This is a genomic window from Microbacterium sp. KU4F (genome assembly GCF_056868075.1).
On the sequence record NZ_CP200324.1, the window covers coordinates 2,593,608 to 2,611,600 of the forward strand.

General features: G+C 69.9%; 10 protein-coding genes and 1 pseudogene. 4 read left to right on the forward strand and 7 right to left on the reverse strand.

Going from position 1 to position 17,993, the window contains the following annotated elements; translation table 11 throughout:
• The first annotated feature begins 32 nt into the window (after positions 1–32).
• The 3 genes from AC1VNH_RS13145 to AC1VNH_RS13155 are packed head-to-tail and all read left to right on the forward strand — an operon-like array spanning position 33 to position 5,198.
• The gene (locus AC1VNH_RS13145; protein WP_308220860.1) at positions 33–1,118 is read left to right on the forward strand and encodes a glycoside hydrolase family 130 protein; all 1,086 of its coding nucleotides are present in this window, start codon (positions 33–35) and stop codon (positions 1,116–1,118) included.
• A complete protein-coding gene (locus AC1VNH_RS13150) occupies positions 1,115–1,915 on the forward strand; it encodes an HAD-IIB family hydrolase (protein ID WP_483111852.1) in 801 nt (266 codons plus the stop codon). Before AC1VNH_RS13145 ends, AC1VNH_RS13150 begins: the two co-directional genes overlap by 4 nt.
• Positions 1,896–5,198, forward strand: coding sequence for a GH92 family glycosyl hydrolase (locus tag AC1VNH_RS13155; protein ID WP_483111853.1), 3,303 nt, complete (start codon positions 1,896–1,898; stop codon positions 5,196–5,198). Before AC1VNH_RS13150 ends, AC1VNH_RS13155 begins: the two co-directional genes overlap by 20 nt.
• 98 nt (positions 5,199–5,296) lie before the next feature.
• Here AC1VNH_RS13155 and AC1VNH_RS13160 read toward each other — a convergent pair whose 3' ends face one another.
• Complete coding sequence (locus AC1VNH_RS13160; protein ID WP_483111855.1) at positions 5,297–8,332, reverse strand: discoidin domain-containing protein; 3,036 nt, start codon at positions 8,330–8,332, stop codon at positions 5,297–5,299.
• A gap of 724 nt (positions 8,333–9,056) precedes the next feature.
• Here AC1VNH_RS13160 and AC1VNH_RS13165 point away from each other — a divergent pair.
• Entirely contained in the window at positions 9,057–9,908 is an 852-nt protein-coding gene (locus AC1VNH_RS13165; protein WP_483111857.1) for a LacI family DNA-binding transcriptional regulator, read from the forward strand.
• A gap of 441 nt (positions 9,909–10,349) precedes the next feature.
• On the opposite strand, the gene galE is transcribed toward AC1VNH_RS13165, so the two are convergent.
• The 6 genes and pseudogenes from galE to AC1VNH_RS13195 form a co-directional block, all read right to left on the reverse strand.
• Positions 10,350–11,324, reverse strand: a complete 975-nt coding sequence (gene galE / locus AC1VNH_RS13170) for a UDP-glucose 4-epimerase GalE (protein WP_483111859.1) — start codon at positions 11,322–11,324, stop codon at positions 10,350–10,352.
• Positions 11,325–11,351: 27 nt separating this feature from the next.
• Positions 11,352–13,095 (reverse strand): annotated as a pseudogene (locus AC1VNH_RS13175) (glycoside hydrolase family 35 protein).
• Between the two features lie 17 nt (positions 13,096–13,112).
• On the reverse strand, positions 13,113–14,630 hold the full coding sequence (gene arfA / locus AC1VNH_RS13180) for an arabinosylfuranosidase ArfA (RefSeq protein ID WP_483111860.1): 1,518 nt from the start codon (positions 14,628–14,630) through the stop codon (positions 13,113–13,115).
• A gap of 72 nt (positions 14,631–14,702) precedes the next feature.
• Positions 14,703–16,052, reverse strand: a complete 1,350-nt coding sequence (locus AC1VNH_RS13185) for an ABC transporter substrate-binding protein (protein WP_483111861.1) — start codon at positions 16,050–16,052, stop codon at positions 14,703–14,705.
• 87 nt (positions 16,053–16,139) lie between these two features.
• Positions 16,140–17,018: a carbohydrate ABC transporter permease gene (locus AC1VNH_RS13190; RefSeq protein WP_192900654.1), complete on the reverse strand. Its 879-nt coding sequence runs from the start codon at positions 17,016–17,018 to the stop codon at positions 16,140–16,142.
• Positions 17,015–17,935, reverse strand: a complete 921-nt coding sequence (locus AC1VNH_RS13195; RefSeq protein WP_243226661.1) for a carbohydrate ABC transporter permease — start codon at positions 17,933–17,935, stop codon at positions 17,015–17,017. The genes AC1VNH_RS13190 and AC1VNH_RS13195 overlap by 4 nt, the downstream gene beginning before the upstream one ends.
• Positions 17,936–17,993 lie beyond the last annotated feature (58 nt).

Genomic DNA, 17,993 nt, shown 5'->3' on the forward strand with positions numbered 1-17,993 from the left:
TCCACCTCACCCACAACGAAAGAAACCCCAGAGTGACCGACATCTTCGATGGCACCACGACCTTCCCCTTCTCGCTGGAGCGTCTCGGCGTGCTGATGCGCCCCGATCCCGCCGACCCGCGGGAGGCCGAGGGTGTGCTGAACCCCGCGACGGCCTGGAGCCCAGACGGACGGCTCCACCTCTACCCCCGCCTTGTCTCCGCCGGAAACGTGTCGCGGGTCGGCATCGCCGACGTCGAGATCGAGGGCGGCGTCCCGGTCGGCGTCACCCGGCGTGGTGTCGTGCTCGAGGCCGACCGCGCGTGGGAGCGCGGCACGGGACACGGCGGCGTGGAGGACCCGCGCATCACCTGGATTCCCTCGCTCGGGCTGCACGTCATGACCTATGTCGCCTTCGGCCCCCTCGGCCCGAAGCCCGCTCTGGCGATCTCGAAGGATGGACAGGAGTGGGAGCGTCTGGGGCCGCTGCAGTTCGGCTACGAGGACGCGCTCGACACCGACCTCAACCTGTTCCCGAACAAGGACGTCGTCTACTTCCCCGAGGTCGTCCCCGGGCCCGACGGGGTGCCCAGCTACGCGCTGCTGCACCGCCCGATGTGGGACTTCAGCTTCGTCCGTCCGGATGAGCAGCCTCCGCTGCCCGCCGGGACCACGGACGCTCGGGCGAGCGTGTGGATCTCCTACATCCCGGCATCCGACGTCGAGCGCGACATCACCGCACTGGCCCGCCCCTCGGGGCACCGCTTCGTCGCGGGCCCCGAGTTCGCGTGGGAAGAGCTCAAGATCGGTGCGGGCCCCGCCCCCCTCCGCGTGGACGAGGGCTGGCTCGTGATTCACCACGGCGTCACCGGCAACGTCGTCGGCGGAGCATTCGTGCCGCAGAACGACGTCGAGTACGTCGCGGGTGCGCTGCTGCTCGACGCCGACGACCCCTCGCGTGTGATCGCGCGCACGAGCGTCCCGCTGCTGGTTCCTGAGACGGAGGAGGAGATGGAGGGCACCGTCGCGAACGTCGTCTTCCCGACGGCGATCGAGAAGATCGACGACACGTACTACGTCTTCTACGGCATGGCCGACTCGGCCATCGGCGTCGCCAGGCTCGCGCGCGCCGGAGCATGAGCGCTCTCGCCCCGATCGTCGCCTTCGACCTCGACGACACCCTCGCGCCGTCGAAGTCGGCGCTCGATCCCGAGATGGCGGCGATCCTCGCCGAGCTCGTCGCTGTCACCGACGTCGCCGTCATCTCGGGAGGGCAGTTCTCCCAGTTCGAGTCCCAGCTGCTTGCGCCGCTCGCACAAGCCGGTGCCGTCCGCCCGACCCGCTTGCACGTGCTGCCGGCGTGTGGGACGCAGTATTACCGGTTCACGGACGACGGATGGGAACGTGTCTACGTCGAGGCGCTCTCGCCCGACGAGCGCAGTCGCGCGTTCGCCGCACTGGAGCAGGCGGCACGCACCCTCGGTCTCTGGAGCGACGAGCGCGCCTGGGGGCCGATCATCGAGGACCGCGAATCGCAAGTGACGTTCTCCGCCCTCGGACAGCAGGCACCGATCGCCGAGAAGGAGGCGTGGGATCCGGACGGCACCCGCAAGCACGCCCTCCGGGAAGCCGTCGCGGCCCTCCTGCCCGGGCTCGAAGTGCGCACCGGAGGAACGACCTCACTCGACGTGACCCGCCGAGGGCGAGACAAGGCATACGGCATCGGACGGCTCTGCGCTCAGACAGGGCTCGATCGCGACGACATCCTGTTCTTCGGCGATCAGCTGCAGCCCGGAGGGAACGACAACCCCGTACTCCAGCTGGGTGTGGCCTGCATCGCGGTGACGCAGTGGCGCGACACGGCGGATCATCTGCGGGCACGCCTCGACCGGTCGGCCGACGTACGCTCGGGGAACCATGTCGTCACGACCCCGTAAAGACCCCGGGAACGGCCCGTCCGCCGCCCACGCGGCCACTTCCCGCCCGGGAGCGGGCTTCACCTCCCTTGCCGCGACCCGCTACTCGTTCGGCGGAGGCGTGCTCGACGTCCGCGGCAGCGTCGGCGCCGACCTCCTCGGCCAGCGGATCGATCGGGGCAGCGAACTGCGATACGCCGTGCTGCCGGAGTGGCACAACACGACCGATCCCCTCGACGGTTTCGCCGCAGATGCCGTCGCCGTCGACCTCGTCTTCGTGAGCGGCGCGCGACTGAGCGACCACGCCCCGGTCGACCAGTACGGGGTGCCAGTGGAGGCTCGCGCGCAGCACGAGGGGCGCACCCTGCATCCCGACCAGTGGAACCTCGTGCGCGTCGACCTCGACGCCGTGGCCGGAGAGATCGTCGCACGCGTGGAGGTCCGCGTCGCCGATACGCGCACCGGGGACCGATCCCCGGCACTCCACGGCTGGATCGACGTGCTCGGCATCCATCCGATCCCAACCGAGGCGGAGCGTCCCTCCGAACGCGCGCGGATCCGGCAGGGCTCGATGTCGAGCCCTGGACTGTCGCGGGGCAACACCGCACCGACCGTCGCCGTCCCCGGCGGCTTCGTCGGCGGCATCCCCGTCACCCGCGCCGATTCGGCCCGCTGGCCGTACTCCTGGCACGCCGACAATCGGGAGGACAACCGGCCGGCGTTGCAGGCGTTCGCGACCTCGCACCTTCCGAGCCCGTGGATGGGTGACCGCGGAGTCTTCCAGGTCATGCCCGCCCTCGCGGACGGAGCCGGCGCCGCCGTGCCGGCCAGCCGGGAGGCAAGAGCGCTCGCCTTCTCGCACGACGACGAGATCGGGCGTCCCCACGACTACCGGGTGCGTCTTGAGGGCGGCATTTTCGGCGAGATGACCGCGACGGATCACACTGTGCTCCTCCGCTTCACCTACCCACCGGGAGCACGCGAGGCCGTCCTCATCTTCGATCAGGTCGACGGCCACGGTGAACTGCGCCTGCCCGAGCCCGACCCGACGTCCTCGGATGCCGCGCTGAGCGCCTTCACCGACGACGGCGCCGCAGCTCAAGCCGACCGAGATGGCGCGCCGCGCGCGTACCTTCACGCCCACCTCGACCGTCCGGTCGTGGCGGCAGGCCACCTGCGCGGGAGCCTCCTGCGCAGGGCCGCACCATCCCCGAGGGGCTGGGTGCGCGTCGCACTCGACACGAGCCGCACGGTGACGGTGCGCCTTGCGACGAGCTTCATCGGCACGGCTCAAGCGGCGCGGAACCTCGTGCTCGACGGCGCGGATGCCGACTTCGACACCGTTCGCGAACGCGCCGCCGGACTCTGGGACAGCTGGATCGGCCGCGTCGAGCTTCCCCACGCGAACGCCGAGCAACGCGCGATGATGGCGACGGCGCTGTACCGGGTGGGACTCTTCCCTTCCCGCATGCACGAGAACCTCGGGACGGCGGAACAGCCCCAGCCCCACTACGCCAGTCCCTTCCATCCCGTGGCCGGCTCGGACGCCGATCGCAGCGGCGCGCGCATCGTGGCGGGTGAGCTCAGCGTCAACCACGGGTTCTGGGACGTCTACCGCACCGCGTGGCCGCTCTATGCCCTCCTCGACCCCGCCCTCGCCGCACGTCTGCTCGACGGTTTCGTCGAGCACTATCGCGCCGGCGGGTGGACGAGCCGTTGGGCAGCACCCGGTCCGATCGACTCGATGACGGGAACCTCGAACGACATCGTGCTCGCGCACGCCGTCGCCGCCGGCGTCCCCGTGCGTGTCGAGGAGCGGTCCGGCCCCGACGACCACCGCCTCGATCTGTGGTCGGCGTTCGATTCCGCCCTGCGCAACGCCACCGTCGTCCCGCCCCGCAGCCTGGTGGGCCGCAAGGGGCTGGCGACGTCGCCGTACCGCGGATGGGTGGACACGTCGGTCCCCGAGGGGCTGTCATGGACCCTCGACGGCGCGATCAACGACCTGGCCGTCGCTCGTCTGGCCGAGGCGCTGCAGACTCGCGTCGGACAGGACGATCCCCGCAGCGATGAGCTCGACGCGGCCGTCGCCTACTTCACCGCCCGCGCGACCGCCTACGCGAACGTGTTCGACGCACGCTCGGGCTTCTTCGTCGGCCGCGACCTGCAGGGCCGGTTCCGCCTCGACCCCGATCGATACGACCCGCGCATCTGGGGATACGACTACACGGAGACCAACGGCTGGGGGACGGCGTTCACCGTGTCGCACGACGGCGCCGGTCTCGCCGCCGTGCACGGCGGGCGCGCGGCACTCGATCGCAAGCTGGAGCAGTTCTTCGCCACGCCCGAGTCGGGCGTCGCCGCGGTCAGCGGGTCGTATCCCGGCGTCATTCACGAAATGGTCGAGGCTCGCAACCTCCGGGCCGGCCAATGGGCGCCCTCCAATCAGCCTGCCCACCACATCCCGTTCATGGCGCTGTTCGCGGGGCGGCCCGATATCGCACAGGATGCCGTGCGCACCGCCGTCGAGCGGATGTTCACCGGCGGTGAGATCGGCCAGGGGTGGCCCGGAGATGAGGACAACGGCGAGATGGCGGCGTGGTGGGTCTTCGCCGCCCTCGGCCTGTATCCGCTCGTCCCCGGGACGGCGGGCTACGTCCTCGTCGCCCCGTCGGTGACCGAGGCGCGCATACGTCTGGGAGTGGGTGCGCTCCTCACGATCTCGGCACCCGCCGCCGATCGCGCACACCGCTTCATCCGATCGGTACGACTGAACGGTGAGCCATGGCACCGGACGTTCGTGCCGCATGAGCTGCTGGCCTCTGGTGCGACGATCGAGTTCGACCTCTCCGACGAGCCCCAGCGATGGGGAACCGGCGTCGAGGACGAACCGCCGTCGCTCACCGCGCCCGGCCAGACGCCGAAGGTGCTGCACGACCTGACGTCGGGCGCCGCAGTGCGCGCGTCGTCGCGGGCTGTCGGCGAGGCGAGCGGTGTGATCGACGACGACGCGTCCACCCCGGGAGCGCTCATCGACGCCGGAGAGTGGGTCGAGATCTCCTTGCCCGCCGAGGCGACGCCGGAGTTCCTGACGCTGACGCTCGCGTCGCCCGGGCAGCACCGGTTCCGCGTGGAGTGCCTCGTCGACGGCGGATGGGAGGCGGCGCTCAGCGCCGACGCGACCTTCCGCTGGGCCTGGCAGTTGCGGCCCTTCGGGCTGTCGGGGCAGCGCTCCCGCACCTGGCGCGTGCTCGCCCAGTCGCCCCTGGAGATCCGACAGCTCGAACTGCTTGTCGCCCGCTGAGCGCTGAGGGCGTGAGACGCCCACGCCTCGACGACGGGTCTCCGGCGCGTCGATGGCCGGGGTCCGCGATGAGATCGGGACCCCGGCCATCGGCGAGATCAGCGCGGCTCGTTCTCCGCGCTCGGCCGCAGCCGGCGGGCGGCGATGAGCACTGCGCCTGCGAGGAGGGCCAGCACGCCCGCGACGATGCCGCCGGCCACACCGTCGCCGCCCGTCGAGGCGAGCGATCCCGGACCGCCGTTCGCCGCCGCGGACGACTCCGCACCGCCGTTGCCCGTGCCGTCCGTGCCACCCGAGCCGCCCGGCTCGGGATCCGCAGCGGTCACCCGCAGCGCCACCCGCGCCTCCTGCCCCGTGGCCACACCGACGGCGACGAGCTCGTGGGAGCCGGTCGCAGCATCCTTCGGCACCACGACCTGCGTCTCGAACCGTCCGGAGGCGTCGACGTCTGCGGCGCCGATCTCGACCGGCGTCGAGTGCAACTCGATCCTGACGCGGTCCTCACCGTCGAAGCCTGTCCCGCTGACGGTGACGGTTCCGCCGGCGCGCACCTCGGTCGCGTCGACGTGCAGCGCCGGCTCCGTCGTCCGCGTCGCCGGCACGGATGCCGGGGCGTACGCCTCCAGGGAGTACAACGAATACGACCACTGAGTGAGCCGCTGAGTTCCCGTCAGTCGCAGGTAACGTCCCTCCGTGCCCTCCGTGAGTGCGATCTCGTCGACACCGCCGTCGGCGGTGGTCGTCTGATACGCCGTGCGCCAGGTCGCACCATCGTCGGACACCTCGATGCGATACGCCTTCGCGGCCGCCGCCTCCCACTCGATGCGCGCGCTTCCGAGAGCGGTCACTCGTCCGAGGTCGAGCTGCACCCACTGCGGGTCGCTCGTGGCGGACTCCCAGCGGGTGAAGTCCGAGCCGTCGGTGACGTGCGCCGCCACGTTGAGCGCGTTGGCCGTCGAGCTGACAGTGGCCGCGGCGCCCAGCGCGAGATCGCGCTGGCGGACCTCGACGCTCTGGAGCCGCTGGGTGCCGGCCCCGCCCCCGGTGATGCTCACGCGCACCCAGCGGGCGTCACGAGCCGCGTCGGCGAAGGCGCCGTCCGCGGGAGCGGACGCGGTGCCGAGCGCACTCCAGGACTGCCGGTCGGCCGAGCTCTCCACGAGCACGGTGCCGGTGGGATGGGCCGTCCACGTCAGGGTCGCCTCACTTACTCGGCGCACCGAGCCGAGATCGACGGTCAGGCTCTGGGCGTCGGCGCGCGAGCTCGCCCATGTCGTCTCGGCGTCGCCGTCGGTCGCGGCGCCCGCATCCCCCGTGCTCGCCGAGGCCGACGCGCCCAGGGCGAGGTCGCGCTGGGGGTCGGTGTCCCAACGCACGCCGACGCCGTCCGCGACGACCTCGTGACCGATGGAGTCGCGGTCGGCTCCCGCCGGCAGCTGGACGAGCACGACGGACGAGCCCGCCGGGATCGACACCTGCGCCGTCCCGCTCGCGCCGCTCGCGAGGAGACGGTCGCGAGCCGAGTCGTACAGGTCGCGCGTACCGTCCACGGCGACATCGACGAGGGCGTCCTCGGTGCCCGGGTTGTAATAGAGCGAGGTCGGGTAGCTGTCGGCGTACATGTCGAGCGCGTTCAGGTCGGTGCGCAGCACCTTCTCGACGTTCGTCTGGCGCACGGTGCCGCCCATCCAGCCGACCCACGACGCCCCGTAGATCCCGAGGTTCGTGGTCTCGGGGTTCAGTCCCCATCCGCCGGAGCGGTCGAACACGTCCGAGGAGGCCACGAGGGTGTCGTGTCCGGGGCCGCGATGACGCAGTCCCTCGTACGCGATGACGTGCGCGGGGTCGCCGATGAACCGGTCACCGTCCTCCAGCTGGCTCGCCGGCATCTGGTCGGCGTAGAAGAAGCGCCCCGCGTTGTACAGGTTCAGCATCCACAGCCCGACCGTGTCGGCGAAGCGGGTGTCGTACTTCGCCGTCGCCGCCAGCCACGGAGTCGCGAACGAGTTCATGGCGAAGGCGTACCCCTGCAGGTCAGTCCGGCTGCCGGAGAGTCCCTGCACGTCGTGGCCGTCCCACTGCGCGCCCATGATCCCCCAGTTGGGACGCACATTGCGCTCCATTCCCAACCGGATCTGCGAGAACATCTGCACCACGTCGTACTCGGTGCCCGCTTCGGCGTTCAGTCTCGCGGCGACGTAGGGAGCGAGCATCGCGAGCAGCTCGTAGTAGAGGCTGTTCTTGCTGCGCTCGAGGTAGTCCATCGCCCAGACGGCGCCATCGAGGTACTTCTGATCGTCGAACCTCTCGTGTGCCCAGAGCAGGATGGCCGCGGTTCCCGCGGCGACGTCGCCGCCCTCATTGCGGATGCCCGCCTTCGGCACCATCTGCGCGAAATCGTAGTCCTGCATCGTGAGGTCGGCCGCGGGCCCGCCGAGCTGCACCAGCATCGCGTAATACTTGTCGGCGATCGAACGCTGGATACTCTCCATGTCGGTGGCGTCCGGGTACTGCGCGCCGAGCATCGCGTAGAGGACGTTCGCCGTCGTCGTGTACCACATCGACTGGCTGCCCGGTGCGCTGTCGCTGCCGTCGGGGGTGTTGAGCGCGACCCCGAGGTCGGGGTGGAAGAAGGTGCGGAGCATGTCGACGTAGTCGTGTCCGTCCTGGTCGGACTTATCGATGCCGACGAGGGTCGCCCCGACCACGGAGGAGATCTGCGCCACCGACTCCTGCTGGCCTTCGGCGCGGCTGACCCGCGTGTCGCCGTAGTAGGCGGGGATGCGGAAGCTCTTCGATCCCGCCGGCATGTTCAACGGTGCGGGGTCTTCGGTGATCGTCGTGAAGGGCCCGCGATCGGTCCAGTCATAGAGGAACGCGTCGTAGTCGCGGGAGCGCTGAGCCCAATCGAAGTCCTTCCACGGGCCCGGATCGCGCGGGAAGTCATCGATGACGGCAACGGAGGCACGGGCCGGCGGGAGGACCTCGTCGGCGCCGCCCGCCGTGTCCGCAGATGCCGGCGAGACGGTGGCCGCCGTCAGCCCGAACGCCGCGAGGGCGGCGGCGATCGCCAGGCTCCGTGGTCGCTGCGGGCGCTGACCGCGCGCCCCTGCAAGGAGATGCTGTCGTCTCATGATCGTCTGTCCTGTTCTCTTCATGGGCATCGTCACGGCTGGGGATCTCCGCGATGGAGGGTGTTGACCCGGTCGATCCCACGTGAGGATGCTGGACGCGTCGATGCGCGCAACGGAACGAACCCCTCGCCGAGTCGAACGGCCCGCAGAGTGTGGTGCGCCACGACACGAAACGTTTCGTAGGAAGCACGCGGAGACGGCGCCGAAGACGCAGCTACGCTCCACGGTGAGGGCCCCGCGTTCATCAATCCCCTTCGATCGACCGGCATTCACCGAAACGCTTCGGTACTGTGAAGATAGCGTCGGCACAGTCCACGGTCAACACGAATGCGGACCGACTCCACCCTGATCACCCGACCCCCCGGTCGCCGCGCGGGGGCGGACGGTCCGTCTGGCGAGAGCCGGCAGGGCGGATGATCGTCCGAGGCCGGCGGCTTCCCTTGCTCCGGCTCGATGCGGCGTATTGAATGGCGACGACAGCCGCTCGCCGCGACCCCCGTCGCCGTGCGCCCGCCTTCTTGAGCTTCAGACAGGAAGTGATCCCCGTGGGAATCACCGTCTTCGAAAGAAGCGCACCCCCGGCATCCGTCGTCGACCACAGCCTCGACCGGACCCGCGACGGGGTCCTTTGGATCGAGGATCTGCCCGCGGCGCTCCGCCCCGACCGCCCGGCGCTCCGCGGGACGGTCCGCGCCGACCTCGTCGTCGGAGCGAGGTCGGCTACGTGCCCAACACCGCGGCGCGCAACCTCGTGCGCCAGCGCACGCAGGCGGTCGGGTTCATCGTGCACGAGCCGCACTCCCTGTTCCTGGAGGACCCCAACATCGGCGGCATCATGCTGGGTGCCAACACGACGCTCTCGCAGGCGGACTACCAGATGGTGTGCGTCGTCGTGGACACCGCACGCGACACCGACCGGGTCGCCCGGTACCTCTCCGGCGGCTTCGTCGACGGTGCCGTCATCGTCTCGGCCCGTCACCAGGACCCCATCTCCGACGTGGTCGGGCGGCTCCGGCTCCCCGTCGCCTTCGTCGGCCACCCGCCCGGGATCAGCGGCGCCTGGGCCGGCATCGACAACCGCGGCGCCGCCGAGGCCGTCGTCACCCGACTCCGCGAGACGGGTCGCGGGCGCATCGGCATGATCGCCGCGGCCCTGGACCGTGACTCGGGCAGCGACCGCCTCGCCGGGTTCCGCGCGGCGCTGGGCGACGCGTTCGATCCCGCGCTGGTGGAACCCGTCGACCTGTACGCCTTCGCCGACGGTGCCGCCGGCATGGCGCGCCTGCTCGAGCGCGCCCCCGACCTCGACGGCGTGTTCGCCGCATCCGATGCCGTCGCAGCCGGTGCCATGCAGGCGCTCCGTGCGGCGGGGCGCAGGGTCCCCGAGGACGTCGGGGTGGTGGGCTTCGACGACAGTGCGTGGGCGACGCGCACGTCGCCCCAGCTGTCCACCGTGCACCAGCCCGCCGAGGGACTCGGCGCCGCCGCCGCCGTGCTCGCACAGCTCGACGGCGACCAGAGCGTGCGCACCGGCATCCTGCTCGAGGCGCCCGTGGTCTGGCGCGACTCCGCCTGACGCGCGGGTGGGCTCGGCCCTGGCGCGTGCCCGAACTCCTGCAGAATCGCCCGGCGGGGGCGGATGCAGGGGCTGCACGCCGGTTGTGCCGGAGTTCGGGTGCACAGTTCAGTCGGAACGCGCCGGTGCCGGGCTCGCCCCGCCCGGGCGGGCCGGTGCTGGCTGAGTTGTGCTGGTTGGGGTGTCGGGGGCGGCGCGGTCGGGGCTGATCGTGGCGCGGGTCGGGTGGTGGCGACCGCATCCGTGCCCGAACTCCTGCAGAACCGTCCGTCGGGGGGCGGATGCGGGGGCTGCGCGCCGGTTGTGCAGGAGTTTGGGTGCACAGCTCCGTCAGCACCTGCCGAACCGGTACCCGCACGGAACCGGTACCCGCACGGAACAGCCCCGAACAGGCACCCGCACCGCCCCCCGAAACCCGAACGCCCGCTCGACGTGCGGTGGTCAGGCCCGGCGGCGGGCCTCCCAGCCCGAACGCACCATCTCGTCGACCGAGTACCGGTTCGCCCACTCGAGGTCTCGTGCGGCGAGCTCCCCTGTGGCGACGATGCGGTCGGGGTCGCCGGCGCGGCGCGGGCCGACGACGGGCGTGAAGTCGATGCCGGTGACCCGTGCCATCGCGTCCATGATCTGGCGCACCGACAGGCCGTTCTGCGAGCCGAGGTTGTAGGCGGCCTCGAGCGGCTCGCCCGCGGCGAGGCGGCGTGCGGCGACGGCGTGGGCTGCGGCGATGTCGGCGACGTGCACGTAGTCGCGCACGTTCGTGCCGTCCTCCGTGTCGTAGTCGTCGCCGTTGATCTGCGGGGTCTCGCCCGCGATCAGCTTCTCGAACACGATCGGGAACAGGTTGTGCGGGCTCGTGTCGTACACGTCGGGGTCGCCGGAGCCGACGACGTTGAAGTACCGCAGCGAGGTGTGCCGCAGCGGCGCATCCTCGTCGGCGGTCGCCACGGCCTGGTCGCGGATCAGCCACTCGCCGATCAGCTTCGACTCGCCGTACGGCGACGCCGGTCGCTTCGGCAGGTCCTCGACGACGAGCGGCACATCCGGGGTGCCGTAGACGGCGGCGCTGGAGGAGAACACGAGCTTGTCGACGCCGGCCGCCGCCATCGCGGCGAGCACGACCCGCGTGCCCTCGACGTTCTGCTCGTAGGTGTGCAGCGGCCGCTTCACCGAGACGCCGGCGTACTTGTACCCGGCGACGTGGATGACGCCGGTCACCTCGTACTGGCGCAGGGTCTGCTCCACGAGGTCGCGCTGCAGGATCGAGCCGCGGACGAACGGGACGCCCTCCGGCACGAACGGCGCGTGACCGCTGGAGAGGTCGTCGAGCACGACGGGGGTCAGGCCCGCCGCGGTGAGCGCGCGCACCACGTGCGCGCCGATGTATCCGGCACCGCCGGTCACAAGCCAGGTCATGTCATCCATCCTGCCCGAGCCGGGCGCTCACTCTTCACGGTGGCCGAGGTCGGGGTCGGAGACGAACGCCGCCACGGCCTTCGCCACCTGTTCGAGCTCGAGCACCACGATCTCGTTCTCGCCCGCGCGGGTCGCCGGCGCCGGCACGTAGAGCGTACGCTGCGGGCCGTTGGCCCAGTAGCGACCGAGGAAGAAGCCGTTCACGAACGCGAAGCCCTTGCCCCAGGATGCGGTGTCCAGGTACAGGTCGGCGGGGGCGTCGAGCGTGAACGCGCCGCGAAGCGCCGTGCGTCCGGCGATGGTTCCGGATGCGGCGGCGCCGAGACCCGCGGCGATGCGCTCCACGTCGACGAGCGTTCCGGTCCATCCGGTCAGTGCGCTGCCGCCGAGGGTCACCGGGCTGATGAGTCCCTTGGTCTCGCCGAGGCGGTGGTCGTAGTTGACGCGGCCCTGGTCTTCGACGAGCACGGTCAGGTGTGCGCCACGGGGGATCGTCAGGGTGCGCTCGTGCAGCGCCCGCGAGAGCCGACCGACGGCGACGCCGTCGACGGACACCCAGGCGAGGTCGCGCACCTCGGCGAAGGCGAGCACGGCGGCGTCGTCGTCTCCGAAGGCTGCTGCGGGAAGCTCGACATCATAGCGGACGAGGGGCCCGAGCTGGCCGAGATCCTCGAACGTGCAGGGCTCGGCGCTCGTGGGCCCGTCGGATGCGGGGAGCCAGTCGCCGGCCGCGGTGAGCGCGACGGACAGCGGGGGCGGCGGGACGCGAGGGCACCGACTCGGGCGCGACATCGGTGTACTTGGCGAGCACCTCGCGGAACGCGTGGAACTTCTCGGTCGCGTAGCCGGACTCGTCCAGCGGGGCGTCGTAGTCGTACGAGGTGACGATGGGTGCGTAGCGACCCTTGTCGTTGGCGCCGTTCGTCGTGCCGAAGTTGGTGCCGCCGTGCAGCATGTAGATGTTCACGGACGCGCCCGCGGCCAGCAGCGCGTCGAGCTCGGCGGCGGATGCGGCGGCGCTGGTGGTGTGGTGCACCCCGCCCCACCAGTCGAACCAGCCGTCCCAGAACTCGGAGCACATGAGGGGGCCGGTCGGCTGGTGCTCGCGCAGGGTCGCGAGGCGCTCGGTGGCGCGCGAGCCGAACGAGCCGGTGAGGTGGAGCTCGGGAAGGCTGCCGTTGTCCAGCATCCACGGTTCTGGCTGGTCGACGGTCGTCAGCGGCACCGTGATGCCGGCCTCGCGCGTGAGGTCGGTGAGGATCTTCAGGTACTCCTTGTCGGACCCGTATGCGCCGTACTCGTTCTCGATCTGCACGAGCACGACGTTGCCGCCGCGGTCGATCTGACGCGGCACGACGATCTCGTACACGCGCCGCAGGTACTCGCTGACGGCCTCGATGTACTGCGGCTCCGAGCGGCGCAGGCCGATGCCGGGCGTTCGCGTGAGCCAGACGGGGAGTCCGCCGTTGTGCCACTCGGCGCAGATGTAGGGCCCCGGGCGGACGATGGCGTGCATGCCCTCGGCGGCGACGAGGTCGAGGAAGCGTCCGAGGTCGTTCCAGCCGGTCGCGTCCCACTGCCCGCGCACGGGCTCGTGGGCGTTCCACGCGACGTAGGTCTCGATCGTGTTCAGGCCCATCAGGCGCGCCTTGCGGATGCGGTCGGCCCAGTGTTCGGGGTGGATGCGGAAGTAGTGCAGCGCGCCGGAGAGGATGCGGTGCGGCTCGCCGTCCAGCAGGAAGTCGGTCTCGCCGACGGTGAAGGTGCTCACGGTGTCTTTCGTTTCGTTCAGCGGGTCGCGCGCAACGTGATGCGCGCCCAGGACAGCGGGGGGAGGGTGACACGCACGCGGGTGCCGTCGACGATCGTCGCAAGGGATGCGGGTGCCACGGGCTGCGCCTGGGCGGAGTTGACGGTGTGGCGGTCGCCGCCCTCGGGCACGGTGACCACGAGCGCGTCGGCTGCGGCGATCTCGCGGTCGAGTTCGATCACGACCTCGGTGGCAGCGTCGAGGTCGCGGTGTGCGGCGAAGACGACGATCTCGTCGCCGTCGACGGTTGCGACCGCATCCACGGTGGCGACGACGCCGTGCTTGGCGGTCTCGATCGTCGCGCCCTCGACGGTCGGGACGACGACGGTGCCGTGGGCGGCGGCAGCCGTCAGCTGGAACGGGAAGAAGGTCGTCTGCCGCCAGGCCGGGCCGCCCGGCTCGGTGCGGATGGGGGCGATGACGTTCACGAGCTGCGCGAGGTTCGCCATGGAGACGCGGTCGGCGTGGCGCAGCAGGGTGATGAGCAGGGAGCCGACGACGACCGCATCCGTGACGGTGTAGTCGTCTTCGATGAGGCGCGGGGCGATGGGCCAGTCGCCGGTGAAAACGCGCGGCTTGTCGACCTCGTTCCAGCGCGTCTGGTTCCAGACGTTCCACTCGTCGACGCTGATGCCGATCTCGCGGGTGGAGCCGGTCTCGGCGCGCACCTCGTCGATGATCGCGGCGACATCGTCGAGGTAGCGGCTGAGGGCTACGCCCGAGGCGAGGAAGCTGGCGGGGTCGCCCGGCGTCTCCTCGTAGTAGGCGTGCACGGAGATGTGGTCGACGAGGTCCGCGGTGTGGCGCAGCACGGTGCGCTCCCACTCGCCGAACGTCGGCATCTCGTGGTTGGAGCTGCCGGCGGCGACCAGTTCGATGTCGGGGTCGATGAAGCGCATGAGGCGCGCCGACTCGGCGGCGAGACGGCCGTACTCGTCGGCCGTCTTGTGGCCGATCTGCCACGGCCCGTCCATCTCGTTGCCGAGGCACCACAGGCGGATGTCGAACGGTTCGTCGCGGCCGTTCCGGCGGCGGCGCTCGCTGAGCGCGGTGCCGCCGGGGTGGTTCGTGTACTCGAGCAGGTCGGCCGCCTCGGCGACGCCGCGCGTGCCGAGGTTCACGGCCTCCATGAGCTCCAGGCCCGCGGACTCCGCCCAGTCGGCGAACTCGTGCAGGCCCACCTGGTTGGTCTCGGTGGAATGCCATGCCGCATCCAGGCGCACGGGACGCTCCTCGCGGGGTCCGACGCCGTCCTCCCAGCGGTAGCCCGACACGAAGTTGCCGCCCGGGTAGCGCACGACGGTCGCGCCGAGCTCGCGCACGAGCTCGAGCACGTCGGCGCGGAAGCCGTTCGCGTCGGCGCTGGGGTGTGCGCTCTCGTGGATGCCGTCGTAGACGCAGCGGCCCATGTGCTCGACGAAGGTGCCGAAGACGCGGCGGGGGACGGCGGGGCCGTCAGCGTTCGTCGCGACGGCGATGCGGGTGGCGGAGGTCATGATCGCTTTCAGTGGGATGCGGCAAGGGGTGGGTCGGATCGGCAAGCGATGCGACCCACCCCTCGTCGGTGATTACTTGTTGACGCTGAAGCCCTGCTCGTTGCCGTAGCTGACGAGCTGGTCCTGCCAGGTCATGAGGCCCTCGTTGAGGTCGCTCTTGTTGGCGTAGGACTGGCCGACGGTGTCGCTGAAGATGCTGTTCGCGTAGACCTGGAAGGGCAGGTACTGCCATCCCTTGCGCACGTCGGATGCGGCCTGCACGAGCACCTGGTTGATCTCCTGACCGCCGAAGTAGTCGCTCTTGGCGTTCAGGAAGGCGTCGGACTGCAGGTCGGCCGTAGTGGAGGGGAAGCCGCCCGACTTCGCGAAGATGTCGATGCTCTCCTGGTCGTTGTTCAGCCACTTGAGGAAGGCCGCGGCCAGCGCCGGGTTCTTGCTCTGCTTGGTGACCGCCTGGCCGCCGCCGCCGTTCTCGGCCGACACGGGGGTGCCGTCGTAGGTCGGCATGGGGGCGACGCGCCAGTTGCCCGCGGCGCTGGGAACCGAGGACTCCAGGTTGCCGGGCATCCAGGCGCCGATGATCAGCGTGGCGATGGAGCCGTCACCGAGGCCCTTGAACCACTCATCGCTCCAGCTGGAGGCGTCCGAGAGGAGGTTCTGGTCGACGAGCTGGTTCCAGGTGTCGGCCCACAGCTTCGAGCCCTTGTCGGAGAAGTCGATGTTCACGGTGGTGCCGTCGACCTTGAACGGCTGGCCGCCGGCCTGCCAGATCATCGAGGTCGCGAAGCCGGGGTCGCCGGTGTCGTTCGTGATCTTCTTGGTGGGGTCGGCCGCGGTGAGCTTCTTCGCGGTCTCGATGTACTCGTCCCAGGTGGTGGGAACGGTCAGGCCGTACTGGTCGAACACGGCCTTGTTGTAGAACATGGCCATGGGGCCGGAGTCCTGCGGCAGGCCGTAGATCTTGCCGTCGAAGTCGACGGAGCCCCACGTCGAGGCGGTGTAGTCCTTCTCGAGGTCGCCGAAGCCGTACGACGAGAGGTCGAGCAGGCCGTCGGTGAGGGCGAACTGCGGCATGGCGTAGTACTCGATCTGCACGACGTCGGGGGCGCCGGAGCCCGCCTTGATCGCGTTCTGCAGCTTCGTGTACTCCTCGGTGTTGGTGCCCGCGTTGACGACGTTCACCTTGACGTTCGGGTACTTCTTCATGAACGCGGCCGCCTGGTCCTCGGCGGAGGGCGTCCACGACCAGTACGTGATCTCGCCACCGGCTTCGAGAGCCTTGTCGAGGTCGTCGGCGCTTCCGCCGCCGGAGGCTGCACCGCCGCCGCCGGCGCAGGCAGCCAGCGCGATGCCCGCGATGGTGGTCATGGCCACGACGGACGCGGCGCGACGCAGCACCGAACCCTTGCGCATGTGTGACATGGGACTTTCCTTCACTTCGTTGTTGTGGATGCCGGAGCAGGACGCGCCGGTGGTGAGGGGGAATCGGGTGTCAGACAGTGCCCCTCGTCACTGCTTGACGCTTCCGGCGCTCAGCCCCGACTGCCAGAACCGCTGCAGCATGAGGAAGGCGACGACGATGGGGATGATCGACAGGAGCGAGCCCGTGATCACGAGGTTGTAGATCGGCTCGGCGGCGGCACCGGTCGCCTGCGCGTTCCACTGGTTGAGGCCGACCGTGAGCGGGTACCAGGCGGGGTCGCTCAGCATGATCAACGGCAGGAAGTAGTTGTTCCAGGTGGCGACGACCGTGAAGAGCACGACCGTGACGATGCCGGGGGTCAGCAGCTTCACCGAGATCGTGAAGAACGTGCGGAACTCGCCCGCCCCGTCCATGCGCGCAGCCTCCAGCAGCTCGGTCGGCACGGCGTCGCTGGCGAACACCCACATGAGGTAGAGACCGAACGGACTGATGAGCGAGGGGATGATGATCGACCACGGGGTGTTCGTCAGACCCATCTGGCTGAACATGAGGAAGGTGGGAACGGCGAGGGCGGTGCCGGGCACGGCCACCGCGCCGATGACGACCGCGAAGACCGCCTTGCGGCCGCGGAAGTTGTACTTCGCCAGGCCGTATCCGGCGAGGGTCGCGAGCAGCGTCGCGCCGCCGGCACCGACGACGACATAGAGCAGGGTGTTGCCGAGCCACCGCAGGAAGATCCCGTCGCGGTAGGTGAAGGTCTCCACGATGTTGTCCCACAGGTGGAACCCGTTGCCGAACCACAGTCCGAAGGTGGTGAACAGGTCGCCCTGCTCCTTCGTGGCGTTGATCAGCAGCCAGAACAGCGGCAGCAGCGTGTAGAGGATGAACAGGCTCATCACGATGGTGAGGATGAGCGACTTCCGCCGCATGAACGGCGACGTGCGGGCGAAGGCGGGGGCGGTCATCGCATCTCCTGACGGGATCCGCGCAGCTGCACGACGTAGGCGACGATCGCGGTGATGAGGCCCATGATGATCGCGACCGTGGCGGCGTAGTTGTACTGCTGGCCGGCGAACGACAGGTTGTACGCGTACATGTTGGGCGTGTAGAACGTCGTGATCGTGTTGGGGGCCAGCGGCTTGAGGATGTTCGGCTCGTTGAAGAGCTGGAAGCTGCCGATGATCGAGAAGATCGTGGCGATGACGATCGAGCCGCGCAGTGCCGGCAGCTTGATCGAGAAGATCGTGCGCCAGGTGCCGGCGCCGTCGAGCGATGCCGCCTCGTACAGCTCGCCGGGGATGGTCTTGAGCGACGAGTAGAAGATCAGCATGTTGTAGCCGACGAACTGCCAGGTCACGATGTTGCCGATCGAGACCATCATCCATTCGGGCACGAACGGTGTGAGCACCTGGGCGCCGAACAGGTCGTTGATGTTGCCGGCGAGGCCGAACTGGTCGCCGTAGATGTAGCCCCACATGAGGACCGCGACGACGGCCGGTACCGCGTAGGGCAGGAAGATCACGATCCGATAGAAACCGGAGGCGTGCAGGCGTGCGCTGTCGATCGCGAGCGCCGCGGCGAGGGCCAGCACGAGCATGATCGGCACCTGGATGATCAGGAACAGCAGCACGCGCAGGAAGCCGTCCCACAGCTTGGTGTCCGTGAACGCGGTGATGTAGTTGTCGATGCCGACGAACGCGTTGCCGCCCACGATCTGCTCGCGGAAGAAGCTGAGATACAGCGAGTACGCGAGCGGCGCCAGGAACACGAGTGCGAACACGATCGCGAAGGGGGCGACGAACAGCCAGCCCTTCTGGTCGACCGCGAAGCGCCGCCGCTTGGGGGCGCGCAGCGCGGGTGGGGGAGCCGCTGTGGTCGTCATCGTCCGATGCCTCTTCTGTGAACGCAATCCTCCGCAGAATTCGGGTTCCGCGGTATGT